Source organism: Streptomyces sp. BRA346 (assembly GCF_052851135.1).
Genome location: NZ_JAIWIH010000005.1, coordinates 333,458 through 359,517, shown reverse-complemented (window position 1 = coordinate 359,517; position 26,060 = coordinate 333,458). Strand labels below are relative to the sequence as shown.

The window sequence follows — 26,060 nt, the reverse complement described above, 5'->3', positions numbered from 1 at the left end:
TCCTCGCCTCGGAGTCAGGATCGGGGTCGGGGTCGGGCGTGCTGCCGGCCGTCGCGCATCCCGTTCCAGCGGACGGCCTTGGGCGTGTCGATGCCGAACTGGTCGAGCACGCGGGTCACGGTGTGGTCGACGATGTCGTCGGCCGTCTCCGGGTGCTGGTAGAAGGCGGGCATCGGGGGCAGGATCACCGAGCCCATGCGGGACAGCGCGAGCATGTTCTCCAGGTGGATGTCGCTCAGCGGGGTTTCCCTGGGCACCAGCACCAGCTTGCGGCGTTCCTTCAGGGTGACGTCGGCGGCGCGGGCCACCAGTCCGTCGGCGAAGCCCATGCGGATCGCCGCGAGGGTCTTCATGCTGCACGGGACGATCACCATGCCGTCCGTGCGGAAGGAGCCGGAGGAGATGGCCGCGCCCTGGTCCTCGGGGTTGTGGGTGACGTCGGCGAGCGCGGCCACCTCGCGGACGCTCATCGACGTCTCGTACTCGATGGTGGACCGGGCCCAACGGCTGATCACCAGATGGGTTTCCACCCCGCCGTGTTCGCGCAGCCGCTGCAGCAGCCGCACCCCCAGCACGGCCCCGGTGGCGCCGGTGAGGCCCACCACGATCCTGGCGGGTGCGGGGTCGTCCATCGGCAGCGCCATCACGCCTCCTGGTGGCGTCGGAGCACGAGGGCGTCGACGCGGTCGCGGTAGGTGTCGAGGAAGTGGGCGGACAGCTCGTCGACCGATTCGGCGTCGAAGAGGAGGGTGGGCGAGACGTCGTCGAAGTCCTCGCGCAGCGCGTTGGCGAGCTGGAGGACGAGGATCGAGTCCATGCCGTAGTGGATGAGCGACACCGACGGATCGATCTTCTCCGCCGGGATCTTCAGCGTGGCCGCGGCCTTCTCCTTCAGGTACGCCACCATCGTCGCGGCGCGGGCCTCGTCGGAGGGTCCGGCGGGCTCGGGCTGATGAGAGGGCGTGGGCTCTGCGGCCACGGGCGGGTTGGGTACGGGGGCGGGGCGGGCGTCGGCCACGGGCACCGGCCTGCGGGCGATGCCGTCGCTCTCGGCCGCGATGATCTGCTGTCCGAGCGCCCGGGCCTGCGGCAGGACGAGGACCACCGACGGGAACCCCTCGCCGTGGAGGACGTCCCGCCAGCTCTCGGGCGACAGCGCGGGCGAGCCGGGGATGCGCAGCGACGCGTCCTCGAACAGCCACCACCCCTCCAGCAGCCCGAAGGTGAGGTGGCTGAACACATCGAACGAGCACAGCTCGTTGAGCAGCAGCCAACCGCCGTCCCGCAGCGCCGACTTGGCGTTGCGGAGGGTGGTGCGGGTGTCCCGGGTGGCGTGCAGGACGTTGGCGGCGACGACGAGGTCGTAGGTACCGACCTCGATGCCCTGCCCGGCGAGCGGCTGTTCGGCGTCGAGGCGCGCGGTGTCCAGGTACGGGACGTCGGGCCCGTACGCGCTCTGCGCGTGGTTCAGGAACGCCTTCGACAGGTCGGTGTAGAGGTACTTCTCGATGTGGTCCTGGTACGGGCGCAGCGCCGCGAACAGCCCCACGCTCGTGCCGCCGGTGCCCGCACCGATCTCCAGGATGCGCAACCGCGCGTCGGGGTTACGGCGCAGCCGCTCGGACACGACGCCGATGGCGGCGTCGGCCATGGCGCGGTTGAAGGTGTCCGCCACGCGGTTGTTCTTGTAGCAGCCCTCGACGAGTTCGAGGGAGCCGCGCGGGAACATGATGTCGGTCGGCCGGGTGCGGCCGGTCAGGATGTCGGGCAGGGCGGCGAGCGTGGCGTCGACGAGCCGCAGTTCGGCCCGCTTGTCGGGGTCGGCGGACCACTCGGCGCAGCGCTCCTTCCACTCCTGGTTCAGGGCATCCAGCGGCGGGGCCGTGGCGGGCATCGTCCGCAGCGCGTGCTCCAGCCAGGTGGTGTAGCGGTCGAGGATGCCGCCGCGTGCGCGGAGCGCGGTGAGGTCGGACGCGGCCCCTGTGGTGTCGTCGTACGTCTCGCCGTCCCGTACGACGCCCATGGCCGTCAGGTGGCCGCGGGTCATGCGGCCGAGCAGGGCGTCGCGCTCGGCGCGCCAGTCGGCCACCGTCCGCAGGATCTCCTGGCTGTCGGCGAGGCCGGAGCGGGCCATCAGGGCGTCGGCGGGGATGCGGGCGGCCGGGTCGCGTTCGTAGACGGTGACGCGGGTGGCCGGGTCGATCGGCCGGAGCCCGTCCGGTTCGGTGAGCTTGACGTAGCTGAGCTGCTGCTGCGGGCCGCCGAGCAGGGTGTCGAGCGCGGCCATGGCCTCCGGCGGTTCGATGGACAGCAGCCCCCAGCGGGCCATGCGCTCGCGGTGGAAGTCGGAGGCGACGCTGCCGATGCTGCCCCACCAGCCCCAGTTCATCACCTTCACCGGGCCCGGCCACTGCCCGGACAGGGCGTGGGCGTAGGCGTCGGCGAAGGTGCACCCCGACGCGTAGTTGCTCTGCCCGGCCGCGGTCGTGAACGACTGGATCGAGGAGAAGAAGAGGGCGAAGTCGAGGTCGTCGTCGGCGAACACCGCCGCCATGGCCGCGCTCACGTCGACCTTGGCCGCCAGGCTCGCGCGGAACGTGTCCTCGTCCATGGTGGCGAGGCCCTGGTCGCGGAGCACCAGGGCCGCCTGCACGACTCCGTCGATCCGCCCGTACCGTTCGACGACCTCGGCGTGGGCGCGGGCCAGGGCCGCGGGGTCGGTGGCGTCGGCGGCGAGGTAGCCGACCTCGCCCCGGATGCCACGCAGCCTGGCGTCGATCTCCGCGTCGCGCTCACGGCGTCCGATCCACACGACCCGCGCGCCGTAGCGCTCGACCACATGCTCGGTCCAGGCCGCGCCCAGGCCGCCCGCGCCGCCGATGACGACGTAGACGCCGCCCTCGCGGTAGCGCTGCCCGGTGGCGGTGGCCGCCGCGTCGCACGGGGCGAGTCGGCGGCCGAGCCACTGGCCCGCGCGGCGCACCCAGGTGTCGCCGTGCGAATGCGCGGGCAGTGCGGTGAGATCCGCGGGCCACGCGGTGTCGCCGTCCAGGTCGAGCCGGCGGACGGTCCAGTTCGGGTACTCCTGGCCGAGTGAGCCGAAGAGACCGTGCAGCCCGGCGTGGACGGGCCGGATCTCATCGGCGGCATGGGCCGGAACGGCGCGCCGGGTGACCAGGGTCAGGCCCAGCGGCCGGGCGTCGTGCCGGGTCCGCAGCAGCGCCTTGACCATGCGGAAGGCCGCGAGGACACCGTCCCGTTGGGCGGCGACGAGACCGGCCGCGTCGGTGGTTTCCAGCTCGGTGTCGGGCGCGATCCACACCAGGTGGCCGAGCGGACCGGCGGCTTGCAGCGCGTCGGCCACCTCGTCGATCGACGCGTCCGGCGTGAGGCTCCACACGGTGGTGTGCGGGCACTGCGCGGTGATCGCCGCCTGCTGTTCGGCGGTGCCGCCGACGACCAGGACGCGGTCCGCGGCGGACGGTACGGGCGCGCCGAACGCGGCGGGCGCGAGCGGCTCCCACACGGGCGCGTACAGCGACGGCACCGGCTCGGGCACCCGGCGCGAGGTGTAGCCGGTCATGGCCACGCACACCGCGCCGGTGTCGTCCACGAGGTCGATGTCGAGCCTGCTGAGGGCCGTGACCGGCTGCGCGCCGTCCGCGACGCGGACGACGGCCCACATCGCCGAGGTGCACGGGGCGAAGAGTTCGAGCCGGTCGAGCGCGAAGGGGATCGCGGTGTCCCGGGGCCCCTCCCCTTCCGCCAGGTGCAGCGCCATCGACGCCTGGATGGCGGAGTCCATCATGGCCGGGTGCAGGACGTACGGTCCGTCAGGGTGCTCGGCCGCGTCGGGGAGGGCGAGCCGGGCGACGACGACGCCGGGGCCGACGTACGCCTCCTCGATGGCGCGCAGCGACGCGCCGTGCACGATGCCCATGGTCCGCAGCGCACCGGCGACACGCGCCGCGGACACCGTGGTCGGGCAGTCGGCTCGCAGGGACGCGAGGTCGAGGGGCGCCGGTCGCGGGGTGTCCGAGCGCGCGACGCGGCCTTCGCTGTGGACGGACGACTCGCCGGTCCGGGAGGCGACTTCGAAGGAGACACCGCCGTCCTGGACCGGCCTCACCCGGACCTCGACGTCCACGGGTGCCCCCTCGACGGCGAGCGCCTGCACCCAGGTGACGTTGCGCATCCGCAGCGGGGTGGTGGCGTCCGCGCCGAGCGCGTGGACCGCGGTCTCCCGCGCCATTTCGAGGTGGGCCACCCCGGGCAGGATCCGGCGGCCGTGGACCGTGTGGTCGCGCAGATAGGATTCGTCCCCGGTCAGCGTGGCGGTGGCGCGGTGGCCGTCGTCCGCGTCGGGTGCGGGCCGGGGGATCATGGGGTGGCGTACGGCGGGGACTTCGGGGGCCGGGGCCGCCGCCTCGGCCGTCGTCGGCCAGTGGCGCTCGCGGGCGAACGGGTACGTCGGCAGCGGCACCCGGCGCCGCGCGCCCTCGGGGAACACCGCGGCGTAGTCGAGCGCCACGCCCTGGACGAACAGTTCTGCGAGCAGTTCGAGATCCGTGCGGTAGGCGAGCGGTGCGTCGGTGTGCGCCGTACCGCCGGAGCAGCGCCGCAGGCTCTCCTCGCCGAGCCGGGTGCCGTCCGTGCCGTGTCCCGTACCGCTCGCCGCCACCGCCTCCCCCGTGAACGCGCGCGCCCCGCCGAGCCCTTCGTCCAGGACCCGGACCAGCTCCTCGCGGTCGCGGACGACGCAGGCGAAACGGTACGCGAAGTGTTCGCGCCCGGCGATGAGCGTGTGCGCGATGTCGCCGCAGTCGAGCCGGGGTTCGCGGCGGAGGTGGGCGGCCAGTCGGGTCAGCGCTTGAGCGAGCTGGTCGCGCGAGTGTGCCGAGAGGACGACGAGGTACGCGGGCCGCGGCGCCGGGACGCGCGCGGGCGCGGGCCCTTCGTCGATGACGAGGTGCGCGTTGGTGCCGCTCGCGCCGAACGAGCTGACCACGGCGCGCCGCGGCACCCCCGGGGCCGTGTCCCAGCGGTGGGTGCGGGTGCTCACGTAGAACGGGCTGCCGTCGAGCGCCACCGCCTCGTTGGCGGTCTCGAAGTGCAGCGAGGCGGGGATCTGGCGGTGCTTCAGCGCCAGCAGCACCTTGACGACACCCGCGACGCCCGCCGCGTGCTGGGTGTGGCCGAGGTTCGTCTTCACCGAACCCAGGGCGCAGTAACCCGCCTTGTCGGTGTGCTCGCGGAACGCCCGGGTGAGCGCCTGGAACTCGATCGGATCGCCCAGCTTGGTGCCCGTGCCGTGTGCCTCGACGAGCTGGATGTGCTCCGCGTCGATGCCGTACGCGTCGTACACCTCGCGCAGCAGGCTCTCCTGGGACGCGGAACTGGGCGCGGTGATGCCGTTGGTCGCGCCGTCGTGGTTGACGCCGGAGGCGCGGATCACGCCGTAGACGTGGTCCCCGTCGGCGAGGGCGTCGTCCAGCCGCTTGAGCACCAGCGCGCCGACCGCCTCGCCCGGTACGAAACCGTCGGCGCGGTGGTCGAAGGTGTGGCAGCGGCCGGTCGGCGAGAGCATCCCGGCGCGCCCGGCCAGGTCGTACAGCCGCGGTGTCGACTGGACGTACACACCGCCCGCGAGCGCCATCGCGGTCTCGCCCGACGCCAGGTCCTTGCAGGCCAGGTCGATGGCGACGAGGGAGCTGGAGCAGGAGGTGTCCACCGCGATGGCGGGGCCCTTGAGGTTGAGGAAGTAGGAGATCCGGCTGGGGATGAACGAGGCCGTGTTGCCCCAGAACGCCTGGGCGGGCGCGTCCTCGCCCAGCAGCTCCTGGTAGTCGCCGTCCCAGCAGCCGACGTAGACGCCGCAGCGGACGTCGCTCATCCGGTGGCCCGCGTAGCCCGCGTCCTCCAGGGCCTTCCAGGATTCCTCGAGCAGCAGCCGCTGCTGCGGGTCCATGATGGCGGCCTCGACGCCGGAGATGTTGAAGAACAGCGGGTCGAACTCATCGATGCGGTCGAGGAAACCACCGCGTGTGCAGCGCTTCGCCGCACCGTTGCCCGTGGCCTTCAGATCCCAGCGGGTGGCCTCGCCGACGAGGTCGTGGCCCGCCGCGAGGTGTTCCCACAGGTCGGCCGGGGAGTCGGATCCGGCGAACCGGCCGCTGATGCCGACGATGGCGATCGGCGGCCGTGGCGCCGCGGGTGGTGTCGGTGTCGTGGCGACGCCCGGGACCGGCCGGGGCTCGGCGCGGGTGACGACGGGACGGTGGGCGCCCAGGATGTGGGCGATGAGGCGGTCCGCCGTGCTGTGGTCGTAGATGACGCTCGTCGGGAGGTCGAGCGCGAGGGTTTCGTTGAGTTCGTGGACGAGGCGGACGCCGAGGATGGAGTCGAGTCCGTAGTCGGCGAAGGCGTGGCCGCCCTCGACCTCGCTCTCCCGCATCGCGAGCGCCTTGGCGAGCTTGTCCCGCACCACGCGGGCCACCTGCGCTGCGAGCGGCTCCTGCGGGGCGGCCGCGGCCGGTTCGGCGGGTTGCTCGGTGGGTTGCTCGGTGGGTTGCTCGGTGGGTCGTTCGAGGGCCACGGGTGCCGTGTCCGCCACCGGATCGAGGTCCCCGACCCAGTACCGGTCCTTGGCGAACGGATACGTGGGCAGCGCGATCCGCCGCGGCGCCGCCGGGGCGTGCAGCGCATGCCAGTCGGGCTCCAGGCCCTCGACCCACAGGGCCGCGAGCTTGGCCGTCTTCCCGGCCTTGGCCCAGCGCTGGACCAGGAGTTCCCGGAGGTCGTCGTCGGCGGCGATCTCGGCGAGGGCGCCCTGCGCGCGGCCCACGGTGGCCCGGTACACGCCCGGCACCCCGTCGGCCCCGCCACCGCCGTCCACGTCACCGTCGACGTACGCACGCAGCGCGTCGCGCAGCTCCGGCACCGACGCCGCGACCACCGCGAGCCGTTCCTTCATGGCTTCGCGCCCGACCTGGAGGGTGAAGGCGAGATCGGCCAGCCGGACGTCCTGGGTGTCGAGGAACGCGGCGAGGCGCCCGGCCGAGGCGTGCAGCTGCTCCGGCGTACGGGCCGAGAGGACGACGATGTGCTCGGCGCCGTCGGCCGCGCCCGCGGGAGGCGGCTGCTCGGTGGCGTACTCCTCCAGGATCACATGCGCGTTGGATCCGCCCGCGCCGAACGACGAGACGGACGCGATACGGGGGCCGTCCGGCTCCCACGCCGTCAGCTCGCGCTGGACGAGGAACGGGGTCCGCTCGAAGGCGATGTTGGGGTTCGGCTCCTCGGCGTGGAGGCTCGGCACGAGCTGCCCGTGGCGCAGCTGGAGTACGGCCTTCGTCAGCCCGGCGATGCCCGCCGCGGCCTCCAGGTGGCCGATCGCCGACTTCACCGAGCCCAGTGCGCAGTACTGCGTGTCCGACGTGTCCTCTCCGAAGGCGAGCGTCAGCCCCTTCACCTCGATCGGGTCGCCCAGCTCCGTACCGGTGCCGTGCGCCTCGACGTAGCCCACCTCGCGGGCGGAAACCCCGGCGCGGGTCATCGCGTCCCGGATCAGCTCGGCCTGGGCGGCGGGGTTCGGCACGGTGTAGCCGTTGGAGCGGCCACCGTGGTTGATGCTCGTGCCGCGGATCACCGCGAGCACACGGTCCCCGTCGGCGAGGGCGCGCGACAGCGGCTTCAGCAGGACACAGCCGACGCCCTCACCGGGTACGAAACCGTCGCCACCGCTGCCGAAGCTCCGGCACCGCGCGTCGGACGACAGCATGGTGGAGCCGGACAGTTCGATGTAGTCCTGCGGATGCAGATAGAGGTTGACGCCACCGGCGATGGCCAGCTCGCACGCGCCCTGGTGCAGATGCTCGCACGCCTCGTGGACGGCGGTGAGCGACGCCGAGCACATCGTGTCGAGCGTCAGACTCGGCCCGCGCAGGTCGAGGACGTACGAGGTACGGGCGCTGAGCGAGGCGAAGGAGACCACCGGGGTCGTCGTCTCGCCCGACGGCAGCCGCCGCACACCGTGGCGGGCGTGGCCCGTCTTGGTGACGCCCGCGAACACACCGACGCGGCGCCGGTGGCGGCGCGCCAGCTCCTCGCGTGCGTACCCGGCGTCCTCCAGCACCTCCCACGACGCCTGGAGGAACAGCCGCTCCTGCGGGTCCATGGCGTACGCATCGCGCGGCGCGATCTGGAACAGGAGCGGGTCGAACGCCGCGAAGTCCTCCAGGAAACCGCCCCACTTGCTGTAGCTGCGGCCGGTGGCGACGGCCGTCGCGCGGTCCGGCTCGTAGAAGCCGTCCAGCGACCAGCGGTCGGCCGGGATCTCGCCGACGCAGTCGCGGCCCGCCGTCAGGTTCTCCCAGAAGGCGGTGATGTTCTCGGCCTGCGGGTAGCGGCCGCTCATGCCGATGATGGCGATGGGCTCCCGCGGCCCGGGCGAGGGGGCTGGAGTCGCGGGTCGCGGTGCGGGGTCGGGTGTCACGGTGGTCTCCACGGGGGCGGTGTCCACAGGGGCGGTGTCCTCGGGGGTGGTGTCCTCGGGGGTGGTGTCCTCGGGGGCCGGTGACGCATGCTCCGTCGCGAGGTGTCCGGCGACCGCGCGCAGCGTCGGGTGTTCGTAGAAGAGGGTCTTCGAGACATCGCCGTACCGGGCGGCAAGCTCCTTGTTGAGCTGCACGACCATGATCGAGTCGAGTCCCGTCGCACCGATCGGCTCGTCGGCGTCCACGGCGTCACGCGGAACCTTGGTGACGCGGGCGAAGAGGTCGAGGAGGTGGTGCAGCGCCTCGCGCCCGGCACGCTCGGGGGCGGCGCGCCTCGGCCGTGGCCACGGGGCGGGGGCGGTGTTCCGCGTACGGGCCGGTGTGCCCGGTGCGCTGAACGTTGCCGAGTGCAGCGCCTGGTCCGGGTCGCCGTAGTGCACCCACACCCGCTCCGCGCCGAGCCGCCACGCGCGGACGAGGGCGGCGAGCCCGTCGGCCGACTCCATGGGGACGAGGCCGCGGCTGTGCCAGAGGTACGCGAGCGTCGCGTCGTCCACCGCCATCCCGCCGTCCTTCCACAGCGGCCACGCGATCGACAGGGTGCGCCCGGAGCGCTCCCCGGCGGCCACGCGGGCGGTGCGGAGCGTGGCGAAGGCATCCAGGAAGGCGTTGGCGGTGGCGTAGTCCGCCTGGCCGGGGTTGCCGGTGAGGGCGGAGCCGGAGGAGAAGGTGAGGACGAAGTCGAGCGGTTCGGCCGCGGTGGCCCGGTCGAGGTGGACGAGGCCGTCGGCCTTGGGCGCGAGGACGTCGTCCCACTCCTCCGCCGTCTTCTTCGCGAGCGCCGCGTCACGGATGACACCGGCGGAGTGCACGATGCCGTGCAGCTCGCCGACTTCCCCGCGGACGTGGGCGACCAGGTGGCGGACCTCCTCCCAGCGCGAGAGGTCGGCGCGCTCGTAGCGGGCCACGGCACCGGCGGCGCGCAGCTCGTCGAGGAGCGTGTCGATGCGGCCGTTCTTCGGCCGCCTGCCGACCAGGACGAGGGTCGGGCGCTCCACACCGTGGGCGATGTGGCGGGCGACGATGGCGCCGATGCCGCTCGCGCCCCCCGTGATGAGGTACCTTCCGCCCGCGCGCCACGGGATGCCCGCCGCCGCGTTCGGGGCCGGGACGTCCCAGGTCTGGACGGTGCGTACGCCGTCGTCGTAGCGGATCATATCGCCGTCCGTGGCGGGTGCGTTGTCCGCGACGACGGTGGCCACGGTGTCGTCGTCCGTGGCCGCGCCGTCCAGGCCGATCACCTGGCCCATGAACCGGGGGCTTTCGAGCGCCGCCGTGCGCAGCAGGCCCGCGAGGGCCAGCTGGGTCGCGTCGTCGCCGTCCGTCGAGACCACCACCTGCACGAGGGTGGCGCCACTCGACGGCTCGGCGGCGAGGTCGCGGACGGCCTCGAAGACCTGCCGTGAGACGTCCGTGAAGCGGCTGTCGAGGCGCTGCTTGGCCGTGGTGACGGTGTGGCAGCGGGCGCCCGGGACGCGTCGCTCGACGGCGGCGCGCGCGGTGGCGGTCGCCCCGCACAGGATCACCAGGTGGCGGGCGTAGGTGTGCTCGCCCGGCGCCGACGGTGCGGGCTGCGGGGTCCACCGGGGCACGAGCAGGGTCGTCCCGATGACGGGCAGGAGACTCTGCGCCGATGCGTCGGAGTCGGTATCGGTCTGAGTAGGGGTTTCGGTGCCGGGAATCCAGTAGCGCTCGCGGGCGAAGGGGTACGTGGGCAGATGGGCCCGGAGCGGGGTGTCCGCGCCGTACAGCGTGCGCCACTCGACGGTGCCGCCCTCGGTCCAGCGGGTGAGCAACCGCCCGAGGTCACCGTCCGGCGCGCCGCCGCGTTCGCCGCGCTCCACGAACGCCCGTAGCCTGTCGGCGAGTTCCTCCCGCGACGCCACCACCCAGGCGGCGCGCCGCTCCATCGCCTCGCGCCCGGTTTGCAGCGTCCAGGCGATCGAGGGCAGCGCGTCGGACCGGCCGGGATCGCTGAGGTGCGCGAGGAGTCGGCTCGCGACCTGCCGGAGCTGTTCGTCCGTACGGGCCGAGAGCGGAACGATGACGCTCGCTCCCTCGGACGGCCCGGCGTCGCCGCGTGCGTCGGCCTTGGGCACGTACTCCTCCACCACCACATGGCAGTTGGAGCCGCCGAAGCCGAAGCTGCTGACGCCCGCGCGGCGCGGCGTGACCGCGCCACGGCCACCGCCATCACCGCCGTCGTCCGGGCGCGGCCACGGCTCGTTCTCACGCACGATGTGGAAGGGGCCGTCGTCCAGCTGGATGAACGGATTGATCTCCGCGCAGTGGCGGGTTGCCGGGAGCACCCCGTGGCGCAGGGCCAGGATCACCTTCAGCAGACCGGCGATGCCCGCGGCGGCCTCCAGATGGCCGATGTTCGACTTCACCGAGCCGAGACCACAGCTGGCCGTGTCCCCGGCGCCCAGTCGCCGGAAGGCGCCTTGCAGCGCCCGTACCTCGACGGGATCGCCGAGCGCGGTGCCCGTGCCGTGCGTCTCGATGTAGCCGATGGTGTCCGGGTCGAGGTCGCCCAGCGCCGCCGTGACCAGCTCGGTCTGGGCGTCGGCGTTGGGCGCGGTGAGCGAGTTGGCCCGGCCGCCGTGGTTCTCGGCGCTGCCGCGCAGCACCGCGAGGATCGCGTCCCCGTCCCGCTCCGCGTCCGCCAGGGGCTTGAGGACGACGGCGCCGACGCCCTCGCCGCGTACGTAGCCGTCCGCGTCCCGGGCGAAGGTCTTGCACCGGCCGTCCGGGCTGAGCATGCCCGCGCGCTGCGCGCTCACGAACGTGTCGACGCTGAGCAACAGGTTCACCCCGCCCGCGATCGCCACATCGCAGGCGCCGGAGCGCAGGGCGTCGAGGGCGCGGTGGACGGCGATGAGGGAGCTGGAGCAGGCGGTGTCGACGGGCTGGCTCGGGCCGCGGATGTCGAGCACGTACGACACGCGGTTGACGAGCATCGAGTGCGCGTTGCCGGTGGAGGTGAACGCGTCCGGCTCCACGCCGTACGTGGTGAGCAGCGTGGCGTAGTCCGTCCCCGACACGCCCAGGAACAGCCCGGTGTTGGTGGGGAGGTCGGCGCGGGTGTACGCGCTGTCCTCCAGCGCGCCCCACACCGTTTCGAGGGCCAGCCGGTGCTGCGGGTCCATCAGCTCGGCCTCGCGCGGATAGATCCGGAAGAAGCCCGCGTCGAACGCGTCCACGTCGTCGAGGACGCCCGCGTGGCGCGGGAAGTCGGCCTCGTCCACGATGCGTGCGTAGGTGGCGTCGTAGCGGTGGGCCGGGAACTCCGCGACCGAGTCCTTGCCCTGGAGGAGATTCGCCCAGTAGGTGTCGAGGTCGGGCGCGCCGGGGAAGCGTCCCGCCGCGCCGATGACGGCGATGGGCATCGGCGTGTCGTCCTTACGCCGGTCCGGGACAGGGCTCGCCACGGGCGCGGCGGCGCTCGCCACCTCGCGGCGCGGCGCCTGTGCCGCTTGTGCCGCCTGTGGTGCCTGTGGTGCCTGTGCCGACTGTGGTGTTCGCGTCGCCTCGTGCGCGGCGCGGACCGGCTGCTCGTACTCCTCGGCGAGGTGGCGGCCCAGCGCGTCGAAGGTGCGGACGTCGAAGAAGACCGCGGGGCTCACGTCGATGCCGAACCGCTCGTGGATGCGCTTCGAGAAGGTGACCAGCGAGATCGAGTCGAAGCCGAAGGCGTCGAAGCCCGTGTGGACGTCCAGCTCGTCCGCGTCGAACTTGAGGATGCCCGAGGCGATGCCGCGGAGTTCGTCCACGACGAAGGAGACGATTCCGCCGTCGTGCGGTGTGTCGTGCCTGGGTGCCTCGTGCCGGGGCACGTCCTGCCCGGGTGCGTCGTGGTCCCCGTAACGCACGCCCGTCAGCTCCACCCCGACCTCGCCGCCGGGTCCCAGCAGGGTGATGCTCCCGGACAGGGCTCCGCCCTCGGCGGCCAGGTCGAGCACGGCGTACGCCACGTCCGGCGCGCCGGTGTGGAGGCGGACGTCGGCGGCGTGCCGCCAGGTCTGCCGCTCCCAGTGCGGCATCCCGGCGCTCTTCGCCGCGAGGTGCGCGCCCTGGTCGAGGGCCGCGAGGACATGCGGGGCGAGGGTGACATGGGGCTTGGTGTGATCCCGCTGGAGCTCGGGGGCGGTGAGCGTGAGCACCAGCCGTCCGTCCCGCAGCCAGAGCGCGCTGTCGATCCCGCACAGCATGGGCTCGTAGTCGAGCCCGCCCTCGGCGAGTTCGGCGAGTGTCTGCGGCTGGTCGAGGGTGCGTACGGCGTCGAAGCGGAGGGAGGCGCGGGGCATCGCCGCGCCGGGCGTGCCGTCCGCGCCGAGGTCGAACTCCACGACCCGCGTACGTGTCCCCGACGCGTCCTCGGCGAACACCGCGCCCCGGGCCGCCTCGGGGCGTGTCGTGTCCAGCGTGGTGATCAGACGCTCCGTGGCGGTCCACTCGACGGGGCCGAGGACACGGAGATCGCGGACCCGCACGGCGGCCGGATCGGCGGCGAGTCCGGAGATCCGCGCGGCGGCGAGCGCCACGTCCAGCGCGAACGCCGGGACGATGTCCCGGTCCCTGCCCCGCTGGTATCCGTAGTCGAGCAGGTCGTCGAGGTGGACGTCGAGGGTGTAGCGCAGCCCCTCGACATCGGACGCGTTGCGGCCCAGGAACGGGTGGAGCTTGTCGCGGAGGGCGAGGGGCGCGAGCACGCTCGGCGCGCCGGGCTCCGGGGTCACCCAGCACGACACGCGGTCGAAGGGATAGGCGGGGAGCGAGACACGCCGCAGTCGCCGCGGATCGCCGAGCCGCGCCCAGTCGACGCTCTTGCCGCCCGCCCAGACCGTACCGAGGTCGCGCGCGGCCGCCGCTCGTGGGTCGTCGCTGCTCAGCGCGGTGGTGAGGTCGCGATCGCCCGCGAGGTAGCGGTCGATGGCCTCGATGGCGCCGCGGATGTCGGACGCGAAGAAGGCCCACCGCCGCGGGAGTTCGTTCTTGCCCACGCGCAGCGTGAACGCGATCGACGGCAGATCGGACTCGTCCGCCTCGGTCAGATACGCGCGGAAACGGGCGAGGGAGGTGTCCAGCGCGGCATCCGTCATCGCCGAGAAGACGAACAACTCGTCGCGCCCGTCGCGGACATCGTGCGCGTCGCCGGGCCGTCCCGCGTACTCCTCCAGAATCATGTGCGAGTTCATGCCGCCCGCGCCGATCGAGGTGATTCCGGCGCGTCGGGGAGGGGTGACGACACGCCCGTCGGCCGCCCTGACCGCCGCCGGATCCCATGGGGCGAGGGTGCGCTGAACGCGGAACGGGGTTCCGTCGAAGTCGATGTCCGGGTTGAGTTGGTCGCTGTGCAGCGAGGGCGCCAGCTTGCCCTTCTGGAGCTGGAGGATCACCTTCGCGAAGCCGATCATTCCGGCCGCGTGCAGCAGATGCCCCAGGTTCGACTTGACCGAGCCGAGGGCGCAGAACTGGGTGTCCTCGGTGTGTTTGCGGAACGCGTCGGTGAGCGCCTTGACCTCGATCGGGTCACCGAGCGACGTACCCGAGCCGTGCCCCTCGACGTAGCTGATCGTCCGCGGGTCCACGCCCGCGTCGTCGATCGCCTTCTCGATCGCCCGCGCCTGCGCGTGGGGGCTGGGCACGGTGAAGCCGTTGCGTACGCCCGCGTTGGTGAGCGCGGTGCCCTTGATGACCGCGTACACCTGGTCGCCGTCGCGCTCGGCCTCGACCAGCGGCTTGAGGACGACGGCTCCCACACCCTCGCCCAGGATCGTGCCGTCCGCGCCGAGCCCGAAGCTGCGGATCACATCGGAGGTCGCGGTGGTGAAGTGCTCCTGGGAGGAGGAGATGAGGTTGTACGGGTGGAGGAGGAGGTTCACTCCCCCGGCCACGACCATCGGGCACTCGCGGGCGCGCAGCATCTGCACGGCCTGGTGGATGCAGGCCGAGGACCCCGAGCACATGGTGTCCAGGAAGATCGACGGCCCGGTGAGCCCGTAGAAGTACGAGAGCATGTTGGGGAGCGTGCCGGTGTAGCTGCCGCTCGCCGCGGAGCCCCGGGTCAGGCTGTTCTGGAAGCCGTAGAGGCCGTAGTGGTTGCTCATCGCGCCGACGAGCACACCGACGTCGCCGCCGTACTGCCGCTGGATGGTCTCGCGCGAATACCCGGCGTCCTCCAGCGCCTCGACGCCGGTTTGGAGGAACAGCCGGACCTCCGGCGACATGTGCTCGGCGTCGCGCTTGGAGATGCGGAAGTAGCGGGGGTCGAAGGCGTCGATGCCGCGCAGGAACGTGCCGGTGCGGATGGAGCTCTTGCCGAGGACGGCGCGGTCGCGGCTGTAGATCGCGTCGTGGTCCCAGCGGTCGCGCGGGACCTCTTCGAAGCCGTGCCGTCCCTCTTCGAGCAGCGACCACAGCTCGTCCATGGTGTCGGCGCCGGGGTAGGTGCCGGAGATGCCGATGACGGCGATGTCGTGGTAGTCGTCGTCATCGCGGCGCGGGCGGGGCTCGGGGGCTGCGGGCGCCTCGGCCGGGGCTTCGGCGACGGCTACGGCCTCGGTCGAGGTCTCAGCGGGGGCTTCGGCCTGGGCCTCCCCGCCCAGGATCGTGTCCAGCGTCGCGCGGTGCGAGGCGAGGAAGTAGCCCGCGACGCCTTCGATGGTGACGTACTCGAAGAAGATCGTCTTCGGTAGCGGACCGAAGAGTTCCTCAAGGCGCGCGGTGGTCTCCAGGATGGCGAGCGAGTCGATGCCGTACTCGACCAGGTTGACCGTGGCGTCCATCGCGGCGGGATCGTGGTGCAGCACCTCGCCGAGGATCCGCGTCAGCAGTTCCTCGGTCTGCTCCGTCGGGTCACCGCCCGCCAGGTCACCGCCCGCCGGTGCGACGGCCGGTGCGACAGCCGCCGTTGCGGGTGCGGCGGGCCGCTGCTCGTCGCGCCGCGCGGGCGAGAGCGTGGCGTCCGAGCCGTACGCGACGACGACATGCCCGGGCGCCTCGCCCAGCACGCGGCCGAACACGCGCAGTCCGTCCTCCGTCGGCAGTGGTTCCCAGCCGCGCTGTTTGCGCATCGATTCGCGGGTCACGGCGTCGACCGTCATCCCGCCGTCCGCCCACAGCGGCCAGCTGACGGCGACGGTCCGCCCGGCCCGCTCCCCCACGTCCACCAGCGCCTGCCGATGGTGGGCGAAGGCGTCCAGGAAGGCGTTCGCCGCCGCGTAGTCGGCCTGCCCGGCGTTGCCGTACACCCCGGCGACGGACGAGAAGACGGCGAAGAAGTCGAGCGCGAGGTCGCGCGTGGCGGCGTCGAGGTGCACCGCGCCCCGCACCTTCGGCTCCAGCACGGCGGGCAGCTCGGCCGCGTCCTTGGTGAGGAGGTAGCCGTCGCGCAACACGCCCGCGGCGTGCACGATCCCGTCGAGCGAGCCGTGGTCGCGGGTGATGGCGCGGACTGCGTGCTCCACGTCCTCCCGGCGGCCGACGTCGACGGCCCGGTAGTGCGCGTCCACGCCCGCTGCCCGCAGCTCGCGCAGCGCCGCGTCGCTCGCGGCCCCGGCCGCCGACCGCCCGCTCAGGACGACGGTGACCCGGCCGGATCGCGCGAAGTACCGCGCGACGTGCCGTCCCAGTCCGCCGAGTCCGCCCGTCAGCCAGTACACCCCGCCGTCCTTCAGCGGCGGGACCCGCGGTCCCTCGCCCAGGTCGACGTCCACGGGCCGCCACTCCTGGCGGGAGCCGTCGTGGGCGTACCGGACCTCGCCGGCTCCCGCGGGGTCGGCCGCCTCGGCGGCCACGATGGCGGCGACACGCTCGGGCGTGGCGGTGTCGAGCCCGGCGATACGCACGACACGCCCGGAGACGAGAGGGTTCTCGGTGGCTGCGGTTCGGAGGAGACCGGCGAGCGGGGCGTGGAAGTGGCGGGGGACGCGGCCGTCGACGAGGACGATGACACGGTGCGCGTGTCGCGGGCGCGACCGCATCAGTTCCTGAACGCGGCCGAAGACGACGCCCAGCACGGCATCGATGCCGTCGGCGACGCGGTCGCGGGGGATGTCCGGCAGCCGCGTGAGCGAGCCGCCCGCCACGTCTGTGGCCAAGCTGTCCCCAGCGATGAAGCCGTGCACGGCCGGACCGTGCCCAGCCATGCCATCCGCGGCGGTGCCGCCCCCGGTCGGGACCTGTACGTCTGCGCCACCACCCGTCGAGGCATGCGCGGCGGGGCCGCCTTCACCCGGCCCCGCCGTCGCCACGAGCGGTGCGTCGACCCATCGGCAGGTGGCCGTGACGACGTGTCCCGTGGTGCTGCGCTCGCCAGGCGCGTGAGCGCCGGACGCAACGCCGCGAGGGGCCACGGCGCCGGGCGCGCCCTCATGTGCCGCGCCCGCCCCGGCACTCGACGCCGCCCGCGCATCGGCGACCGGGGCCCGGCGCTGGACCAGGCCGCGCAGCCGTACGGCGACGACGCCCTCCGCGTCGCACAGGTCGATGTCGAACGTGTCCAGGGAAGCGGCCGCCGCGCGGCGGCGGACCCAGGCCCAGGTGTCGTCCGGGCAGGGGGCATGGACCTCCAGCGCCTCCAGGGCGAACGGGAGCGCCGGGCCCTGGGGCCGTACGTCACCGCCGGCCGCCTCGTGCAGCAACAGCACCGATCCCTGAAGCGCCGCGTCCAGGACGCTCGGCGGCAGGACGCCGCCCGCCCCCGGGCCCGGTCGGGCGATGCGGGCGACGAGTTCGTCCGTCCCGACGGAGATCTCGGCCAGTCCGCGCATCGCGGCGCCGTACTCCAGACCCTGGTCATGGAACGCGGCGTAGACGTCGTCGGGCATGCGCCGCGCCGAACACGCCGCGCGCCGCGCCGCCAGATCGACCGGCTCGGGTGTGTCGAGCCCGCCCACCTCGGCGGTGCCACGGCTGTGGATCACGCACGACGGGTCGTGCGCCGACGCGCCCGTGTAGACCTGGTAGCCGAAGCCGCGCCCGTCCCCGGGGACGAGGCCCAAATGGACGTCGAGCGAGCCGTCGTCCGCCACCACGGGCCGCAGGAAGGTGACATCGCGCAGCCGCAGACCAGTTGTGCCCGCGCCCGCCGCATCGTGCACCGCCGCCCGCGCCAGCTCCAGATGGGCGGCGGCGGGCAGCACCCGGGCGCCCCGCACCTGGTGCGCGGCGAGGAAGGGTTCGTCTCCGGTGAACGTCGAGCTGTAGCGCTGCTCGTGCGCGTCGGAGGTGTTCCGCTGGACGAGCGCGGAAGGGGGCAGGAGCGCACCGGCACCGCCCTCCCTCGACGCCTCACGCCCCCGGAACCAGTGGCGCTCCCGCGCGAAGGGGTACGTGGGAAGCCGGACGCGCCGCCGCTCCCCGTACCCGTCGTGCACCGCGGCCACGTCGATCGTCTCCGTCTCGCCCTCGACCCAGCGGGTCGCCGCGCGCAGCAGCCCCGGCGTGTCGTGGGCGTCCCCGTGCACCGCCGACGCGGCGAGCGCGCCGTCCGCGAACCCGGCGAGCGACGCGCCGAGTTCGGACAGGTTCGCGACGACGAACGCGACACGCGCGGGCATCGGCTCGCGGCCGACCTGAAGGGTGTACGCGATGTCGGCGAGCCGCCGCGCCGCGCCGTCACCGGTGTGCGGGGTGCGCAGATGGTTCCGCAGCTCCCGGGCGACCTCGCGCAGTTGCTCGGGCGTCCGGGCGGAGAGCGGCACGACCTCCGCGCCCGCCACGTCATCGACGCGCTCGTCGTCGTCCCGTGGGCGTACGTACTCCTCCAGGACCACATGGGCGTTCGTACCGCCGAAGCCGAACGAGCTGACGCCCGCCCGCAGCGGCCCGTCCTGCCCCCCGGGGTCGCCCCACGGCTGGGTGTCGCGCACGATGAAGAAGGGGCTGCCGTCCAGCTTGATGAGCTTGTTCTGCGCCTCGAAACCGGCGGTCGCGGGCAGGGTCCGGCCCGCCAGGGAGGCGATCACCTTGGCCATTCCGGCGACGCCCGCGGCCCCCTCCAGGTGGCCGATGTTGGTCTTGACCGAGCCGACCCCGCAGGTCGCCGGGCGCGCCTCGGTGCCCTGAGCCGCGTGCAGGTTCTGGAACGCCCGCTTGAGCGCGATGATCTCGATCGGGTCGCCGACGGGCGTACCCGGCCCGTGGGCCTCGATGTAGGTGACGGTCTCCGGGCGGATTCCGGCGCGGGTGTACAGCCCCTCGATGAGCTGGGCCTGGGCGACGGGGTTGGTGACCGTGAGGGAGCTGGTCCGGCCGCCGTGGTTGGTCGCGATGCCCTTGATGACGGCGTGGACGGGGTCCCGGTCCTCGATGGCCCGGGCGAGGGGTTTCAGCAGCAGGACGGCGCCGCCCTCGCCGCGCACATAGCCGTCCGCGTCCTGGTCGAAGGCGCGGCTGCGGCCGGTGCGGGAGAGCATCCCGGCCTGGCTGAAGGCGATGAAGTGCTTGGGCGACCAGCACAGGTTGACGCCCCCGGCGAGGGCGAGCCCGCATTCGCCGCGCTGGAGGGCGGACACCGCCTCGTACACGGACACCAGCGAGCTGGAGCAGGCGGTGTCGTTGGTGATGCTCGGGCCCTGGAAGTCGAAGAAGTAGGAGACCCGGTTGGCGATGATGGAATAGGCGGTGCCGGTGGGGAAATAGGCGTCGGTTTTCGCCCGGTCGCGTTCCATCAGCTCCGCGTAGTCCGCGTGGCACACGCCCATGAAGACGCCGGTCGAGGTCCCGGCGAACTCGCTCGCCCGGTATCCCGCGTCCTCGATGGCCTTCCAGGCGAGTTCGAGCGCGAAACGCTGCTGCGGGTCCATGCTCTCCGCCTCGCGCGGGGAGATGCGGAAGAACGCGGCGTCGAAGCAGTCGGCGTGGTCGATGAAGCCGCCCCAGACGCTGCTGGTCTTTTCGGCGCCGCGCCGCGGATCGCCGAAGTGGCGCTCCTTCGACCACCGCTCGGGCGGCACTTCGGAGATGAGCGAGCGGCCCGCGGTCAGATGCCCGAACAGCTCGTGGAGGGTGTCGGCTCCGGGAAGCCGCAGCGCGAGACCGATGACGGCGATGTCTTCAGCAGAAACGGGCGGCGTGGCGGCGGGATTCATCGCGTTCCTCCGACGGACAGCCGGGACAGACGGTGGTCGACAGCGGTCCGTATCTCCATGCGCGCCGCGGGCTCCGCGCTCACGCGCTCCTCCTGGTTCCGCACGTACTGGTGATTGAGCACGGCCGTGGAGAGCAGATAGACGAACGCCTGATCCTCTTTGGTGCTGATCTCGGGATCGGGCGTCGACATGACCTTGTTGACGAGCTTGCGCGCGAAGACCGGGTCGACGCAGTCGAGATGGCCGAGTTCGGTGTCCGAGAGCAGCAGTTCCATGTAGTCCGGGCGCCGGTCCTTGAACGCGGCGGCGCCCGGTGCGCGATACGGCTGTTTGGGCCGGGTGAGGCTGGATTGGGGCAGTTCGCCGTGGAACGCCTTCTTGAGGATGGCCTTCTCCTGGAATCCGTCGTCGTAACCGAGATTCACGGACGCCGCCGCCCGCACCACGGCCGGATCGAGGAACGGGCAGCGGTTCTCCACGCTGTGCGCGAGGCTCATCCGCTCGCCCTGCGTGGACAGCAGATAGCCCGCGAGGAGCGTCTTGTATTCGAGCCACTGCGCCTTCTGGGTAGGCGACAGCGCGGCGTAGCCGGGGGTGGTCCGGACGAGGTCGAGGACGTCCCCGAACGGCTCGTCGCGGTCTTTCAGCAGTCGTACCGCGAACCGGCCGTTCTGGTAGCGGAGTTCGTGCGAGAAGAGGCCCGGCAGCCGCTCGGTGGAGAACTGGCTGAAGAGTCCGGTCAGATGCTTACGGTGACCGGGTCCGAAATGGCCGAGTTCGGGGTAGAGGCTGCCGAGCTTGGCCGCCTTCTCCTCGTCCGACAGCTCGTTCCACGACGTACGCAGCAGGGTCTCGCGGAACAGCGAATAGCCGAGGAACGCCTCGTCGGCCCCCTCGCCGCTCAGGATCACCTTGATTCCGCTGTCCCGCACATGGCGCGACAGCAGATACATCGGGACGAACGCGGTGCGGAAGGCGGGGACTTCGGCGTGATAGACGGCTGCGGGGAAGTTCTCCGCGATGTCGGCGCTCGATATGGCGAGCGAGGAGTGGAGCGTGCCGAGGTGCGCGGCGACGCTGCGCTGGCTGCCCGACTCGTCGAAGGTCTTGTCCTCGAACTCCACCGAGAAGGTGCGCACCTGGTTGCGGGAGAGGTCGGTGGCGAGCTTGGTGACGATGGACGAGTCGAGTCCGCCGCTCAAGTAGACGCCGACCTCGACATCGCTGCGCAGCCGCAGCCCGACGCTCTTGCGCAGCTCCTCGCGGACGAAGGCGGCCGCGTCCTCCTCGGTTCCGGTGAACGGCGGCGCGTCGACGCGCAGCTGTTCGTACGTGCTCAGCGTGCGCCGCTCCCCGCGGACGGTGAGGAGGCCGCCCACCGGGACCTGGCGGATGCCGCGGAACGGGGTGCGGTCGGGCAGCGGCGTCCAGACGGCGAAGATCGACGCCAGCTCCCGGGGATCCAGCTCGAAGCGGAAGCCGGGGAACGCGCGGAACGCCTTCATCTCGGAGGCGAAGAGGAACGCGTCGGGGCGGTCGGCGTAGAAGAGCGGGCGTTTGCCGTACCGGTCGCGGGCGAGGAAGAGTTCGCCGGTGGCCGCGTCCCGGACCGCCAGGCCGAAGGCGCCGTTGAAGCGGGTGAGGCAGGCGGGCCCCCACTGGATCCACGCCTGGAGCACGACTTCGGTGTCGGAGTGGGTGCGGAACGTCCGGCCGAGCCCGCGTAACTCGTCGCGCAGCTCGATGTGGTTGTACAGCTCGCCGTTGAAGCAGATCCAGTACCGCCCGGTACGGTCCGCCATCGGCTGTGAGCCCCCGGCGAGATCGATGATCGACAGGCGGACGGCCCCCATCGCGATGCCGTCGTCGAGGTAGTACCCCGCCTCGTCCGGGCCGCGGTGGTGAATGAGTGACAGCATCGAGGTGATGACCCGCGGCACGGCATCACCCTGGAGTTCAGCGGAAAGGAAACCGGCAAGTCCGCACATGGCAGTGGCAGTCCTCTTACGGGGTCGGGGGCGGGCTCGGCGCGTTACCGGCGGTTCGGCTCGGCGAGCTTGCGGGCCACGAAGTCGTCGATCGAGGAGAGCGAGACGAAGACATCGGTGAGGATGTCGGCCTCGTCCATCTGGAACGCGAACTCGTCCTCCAGGAAGTTCATGAGCTGGATGTAGCCGAAGGAGTCGATGACCCCGGCCTTGAAGAGATCGGTGTCGGCGTCCAGCTCGCCGCCGAACTCGACCAGAAAGCGTTCCTCGATGTACTGCTGGATCTTCTCTGTCCTGCTCATATCAGGGCCCTGATTTCTCGGTCGGGGACGGGGCGGGGAGTGCGGCCGCACGGATCTTTTCCACCATGCGAAGGAGGGATTTTCCGCCCACTTCCTCGCAGGCGAACCGGGGGTCGCGGGCGAGCAGATGGCGGACGCTGTCCGTCCAGCGCACCGGTTCGACGAGCTGCTGGCTCAGCGTCGCCACGATCGCGCCCTTTTCGTACGGGCGCCCGCTGACGTTCGCGACCACCTCGACCGTGGGCTCGGCGAAGGTGAATTCCTTGAGGTAGCGCTCGAACTCCGCGCGGGCCGGCTCCATGTACCGGGAGTGGAACGGGGCGCTGACCCGCAGCGGGGCGAAGCGGATGCCGCGTTCCCTGAACGCGGCGTGGGCGGCGCGCAGCGCCTCGGCCGGACCGGCGATGACGAGCTGGGCGTCGGTATTGAAGCCCGCGATGTCCAGGCCTTCGACACCGTCCTGCCCGAGGATGTCGAGGAGTTGCGGCGCCGGTGTGTCCATCACGGCCGTCATGCCGCCGCCGGAGGCCGCCGCCATCAGCTCGCCGCGCTTCTTGACGAGCCTGAGGCCGGTCTCGAAGTCGAACACCCCAGCCGCCAGCAGGGCGTTGTATTCGCCGAGGCTGTGCCCGAGATAGCAGTCGGCGGGTCGTTCCTCGCGCCGTGCGCGCTCGAACATCTGTAATGCGTTGACGGTGTAGAGCGCGGGCTGGGTGTATTCCGTGCGGGACAGCGCGTCGTCGGGGTTGTCACGGCACAGGGCGACGAGGTCGTAGTCCAGCACGTCACAGGCGAATTGGGTGAGTCCGGGATAGCACTCGAAGGCATCCTTACCCATTCCCCGGAATTGCGAACCCTGCCCGGGAAAAAGAATCGCGAAAACCATGGCGCCTTTCGGGTGGACACCAGAAGAAGAGCCGGTTAATGAGGTCGGCCCTAAATCAGCATCGAGGAAACGCATCGACGCATGCAAGGGGCACTCATGTGGTGAACGTTACACTGTCGCATTTTGCCAAACTAGGGATGCCCCTAGTTCTCCCTGGACAGCGACGGAATTGAGACTGCCCTGACTAATTCGCGTACTTGACAGCCACCGCGCATCACAGGATTACTGAATTCCCGCCCCGCGCCCCCGCCATCACGTCACCCCGCCATCGGACGACTTCACGCGCACCCGCCACCGGAAGGTCCCACCATGAGCGCCCCGATCACCGACCCCTGGCTCCAGCCGCTGCGACCCCCCGCTCAGTCCGCCGCGGTGGCTCCGGAGCGCCGGGACCGGCTGGTGTGCTGGCCGCCCGCGGGCGGCTCCGCCACCTTCTTCCACGCCTTCGCCGCCGCACTCCCGGAGGCCGACGTCTGGGCCGTGCAGCCCCCGGGCCGGGCCAACCGCCGCCGTACACCGGCCGTCACCGTGCCCGAGGAGGCCGTGGACGGCGTCCTCACCGCGCTCGACAAGCTGCCGCCCACCGACGGTCGGCTGATCTTCATGGGCCACAGCATGGGCGCCGCCATGACCCACCTCCTGGCCACCCGTGCGCCCGCGCCCCCGGATCTCGTCGTCCTCTCCGCATGGCCGGTTCCCGGCCGGTTCGTACGGCAGCCCCTCGGCAAGCCGGCCGCCGAACTCGACACCGACGACCTCTTCGCCTTCCTGCGCTCCCTGGACACCCCCGGGCTGGCCGAACTGGACGACGCCCTGGTGGCCGAATACCTCCTCCCGCCCCTGCGGTCCGACCTCCTCCTGGGCGAGGGCCTCGCCGCCATGACCGACCGCGCCTGGACCAAGTCCCCGGTCGTCCTCGTCGCCGCGGACGACGACCCGGTCTTCTCCCCCGCCGAGGTCGCTGCCTGGGGCGATGTCGTCGACGTCCGCGACCGCGTCCACCTGAGCGGCGGTCATTTCGCGCTCTCCGCACACGTCGACACGGTGGCGGAGGCCATCCGGCGCGCGCTGTAGCCGCGGGGTCGGCCGACGGCCGAGATAGGACGCTCCGCCCCCGGAGCGGGGCTGCCAAGATGAGCGAATGATCTACCCAGCCGATACACAACGGTCGACTGCGGATCAGACACGGCTGTTACTGGTCGAGGACGACCGGGAGACCGCAGACATGCTGGCCGAATTGTTCGTCTCAGAGGGCTACGCCGTCGATGTGGCATTCGACGGCCACCGGGGGCTCCATCTCGGGCTCGGCCGCCGCCATCAGGTGATGATCGTCGACCGGATGCTGCCCGGCCTCGACGGCCTGGACCTGGTGAAGCGATTACGGCGGGTCGGTGTCACCACCCGGGTCCTGGTGCTGACCGCGCTGGGTGAGCTGGGCGACCGGGTCACCGGCCTCGACTCCGGAGCGGACGACTACCTGGTCAAGCCCTTCGAGGTGGACGAACTGCTGGCCAGGGTGCGGGCGCTGCACCGGCGCGACCTCGCGGACGCCGAAGTCCTGCCGCTCGGCGACGGGGACGGCGGACAGCTGGACCTGCGGCGCCACGAGGTCTGCCTCGCCGACGGCAGCCGCGTCGAGCTGTCGTTGCGCGAGTTCGGCCTGCTGCACGCGCTCGCGGACGGCCCCAAGCGGGTGCACGACCGCTCCCACCTGCGCGAGCGCGTGTTCCCCGATACCTCGGCGGAGTCCATCGTCGATACGTATGTCTACTATCTGCGGCGGAAACTGGGCCGTGATGTCGTCCGTACCGTGCGGGGGCGCGGCTACCAGATGGGCACGCTGTGATCTCCCTTCCGGTCCGCATCCCGCGCCGTACGGCCCGGAGCCCCGAGCGGCGCAGGCTCGCCTCCGCCCAGTGGTCGATCACCTGGCGCATCTCGCTGGTGATGTCGGTGATCATGCTGCTGGTCGTGGCCATCGTCTACTCCGTCGTGCTGTTCGCCCAACGCGCCGACGCCGAGCGCGAGACGCGGTGGGGCATCCGGCACAACACCGTCGACAGCCCGCCGGTCTGCATGTGGATCACGGTGGAACGGGACGGGGTGGTCCGCAGCACCCGCGGCCTCCCGGACGGCCTGCCCGTGCAGTCCAGCCTGACCGCGGTCCGCGCGGGCGCGCCCCCGGTGCTGGAGCGGGTGGAGCGCGGCGGCGAGCAGTACACGGTGCGCACCGCGTGGCGCGGCGACGCGGTCGTACAGGCGGCGTACGGCGAACGGTTCCAGCGCGCCGACCGCGAGCATCTGCTGCTGGCCTTCGCGACGGCCGAGTCGATCGGCCTGCTGCTCGTCGCCGCGGCGAGCGGCATGCTCGCGCGGCGGGCGATGACGCCGCTGTCCGACGCCCTGGACCGGCAGCGGCGGTTCGTCGCGGACGCCAGCCATGAACTGCGCACCCCGCTCACCCAGTTGCACACCCGCGCCCAGCTGCTGGCCCGCCGCTGCTCCGGTGCGGAGCACCCGCAAGCGCTGACGGCCGAGCTCCAGCGCCTGGTGACCGGGACCCGGCAGCTCGGTGACGTCATCGACGACCTGCTGCTGTCGGCGCGGCTGTCCCAGTCGCCGGGGTCGCGCGATCCGGTGGACGTCGCCGCGCTCGCCGAGGAGGCGGTGGCCGCCGAGGACGCGCGGGCCCAGTCCATGGGGCTGGTCGTGCGGCTGCGGCAGGGCCAGGGGACGCATGTGGTGATGGGCACCGCACCGGCGCTGCGCCGGGTGATCGCCGCGCTGGTCGACAACGCGATGGGGCACACCCCGCCCGGCGGGGAGGTCGTGGTGTCCGTGGACGCCCCGCGTGCCGGTGTCGTATCGCTGTCCGTACGCGACACCGGGGTGGGGTTCGCGCCCGAGGAGGCCGATCGCCTCTTCGAACGGTTCGCCCGGGGGACGGCCGGGCAGGGCAGGCGGTTCGGGCTCGGTCTGGCGCTGGCCCGGGAGGTGGTCGAGAGCCATCGGGGGCGGATCACCGCCGGCGGGCGGCCGGGGCACGGCGCGCTGTTCACCGTCGAACTCCCGGCGGCGCGGACGGCGGACGTGACGGGCGACGCGGCGGGTGACACCACCAGTGACGCCATTCCGCGGCAGCGGTCGATCTCGGCGTGCCTGTCCGTGGTCGCCCGCCAGCCGGGCGGCCCGGGGCGCTGAGCCCCGTCCCAACGCACCGCCGACGGCACTAG

Annotated in this window: 8 protein-coding genes; 3 read left to right on the top strand and 5 right to left on the bottom strand. The window is 72.3% G+C overall.

Going from position 1 to position 26,060, the window contains the following annotated elements:
• Positions 1–14: 14 nt before the first annotated feature.
• From LCH29_RS08340 to fabD, 5 genes are read right to left on the bottom strand one after another with little or no spacing between them, the layout of a single operon-like run.
• On the bottom strand, positions 15–644 hold the full coding sequence (locus tag LCH29_RS08340) for a non-oxidative hydroxyarylic acid decarboxylases subunit B (RefSeq protein WP_446461055.1): 630 nt from the start codon (positions 642–644) through the stop codon (positions 15–17).
• Positions 644–19,651 (bottom strand): SDR family NAD(P)-dependent oxidoreductase, encoded by a 19,008-nt coding sequence (locus LCH29_RS08335; RefSeq protein ID WP_446461054.1) that lies wholly within the window; start codon positions 19,649–19,651, stop codon positions 644–646. Before LCH29_RS08335 ends, LCH29_RS08340 begins: the two co-directional genes overlap by 1 nt.
• Complete coding sequence (gene asnB, locus LCH29_RS08330; protein ID WP_446461053.1) at positions 19,648–21,639, bottom strand: asparagine synthase (glutamine-hydrolyzing); 1,992 nt, start codon at positions 21,637–21,639, stop codon at positions 19,648–19,650. Before asnB ends, LCH29_RS08335 begins: the two co-directional genes overlap by 4 nt.
• Before the next feature lie 44 nt (positions 21,640–21,683).
• Complete coding sequence (locus LCH29_RS08325) at positions 21,684–21,941, bottom strand: phosphopantetheine-binding protein (RefSeq protein ID WP_446461052.1); 258 nt, start codon at positions 21,939–21,941, stop codon at positions 21,684–21,686.
• 1 nt (position 21,942) lies between these two features.
• Complete coding sequence (gene fabD, locus LCH29_RS08320; protein ID WP_446461051.1) at positions 21,943–22,902, bottom strand: ACP S-malonyltransferase; 960 nt, start codon at positions 22,900–22,902, stop codon at positions 21,943–21,945.
• A 234-nt stretch (positions 22,903–23,136) separates the two neighbouring features.
• Between fabD and LCH29_RS08315 the strand changes: the two genes are divergently transcribed.
• From LCH29_RS08315 to LCH29_RS08305, 3 genes are all read left to right on the top strand, one after another.
• Entirely contained in the window at positions 23,137–23,901 is a 765-nt protein-coding gene (locus LCH29_RS08315; protein ID WP_446461050.1) for a thioesterase II family protein, read from the top strand.
• A gap of 67 nt (positions 23,902–23,968) precedes the next feature.
• Positions 23,969–24,673 (top strand): response regulator transcription factor, encoded by a 705-nt coding sequence (locus LCH29_RS08310; protein WP_446461049.1) that lies wholly within the window; start codon positions 23,969–23,971, stop codon positions 24,671–24,673.
• Positions 24,670–26,028, top strand: coding sequence for a sensor histidine kinase (locus LCH29_RS08305; RefSeq protein WP_446461048.1), 1,359 nt, complete (start codon positions 24,670–24,672; stop codon positions 26,026–26,028). Before LCH29_RS08310 ends, LCH29_RS08305 begins: the two co-directional genes overlap by 4 nt.
• Positions 26,029–26,060: the final 32 nt, after the last annotated feature.

Excerpts from the sequence above, each read along its gene's own strand:
- LCH29_RS08340 (WP_446461055.1), bottom strand. The coding sequence starts at position 644 with ATGGCGCTGCCGATGGACGACCCCGCACCCGCCAGGATCGTGGTGGGC.
- LCH29_RS08335 (WP_446461054.1), bottom strand. The coding sequence starts at position 19,651 with ATGAATCCCGCCGCCACGCCGCCCGTTTCTGCTGAAGACATCGCCGTC.
- asnB (WP_446461053.1), bottom strand. The coding sequence starts at position 21,639 with ATGTGCGGACTTGCCGGTTTCCTTTCCGCTGAACTCCAGGGTGATGCC.
- LCH29_RS08325 (WP_446461052.1), bottom strand. The coding sequence starts at position 21,941 with ATGAGCAGGACAGAGAAGATCCAGCAGTACATCGAGGAACGCTTTCTG.
- fabD (WP_446461051.1), bottom strand. The coding sequence starts at position 22,902 with ATGCGTTTCCTCGATGCTGATTTAGGGCCGACCTCATTAACCGGCTCT.
- LCH29_RS08315 (WP_446461050.1), top strand. The coding sequence starts at position 23,137 with ATGAGCGCCCCGATCACCGACCCCTGGCTCCAGCCGCTGCGACCCCCC.
- LCH29_RS08310 (WP_446461049.1), top strand. The coding sequence starts at position 23,969 with ATGATCTACCCAGCCGATACACAACGGTCGACTGCGGATCAGACACGG.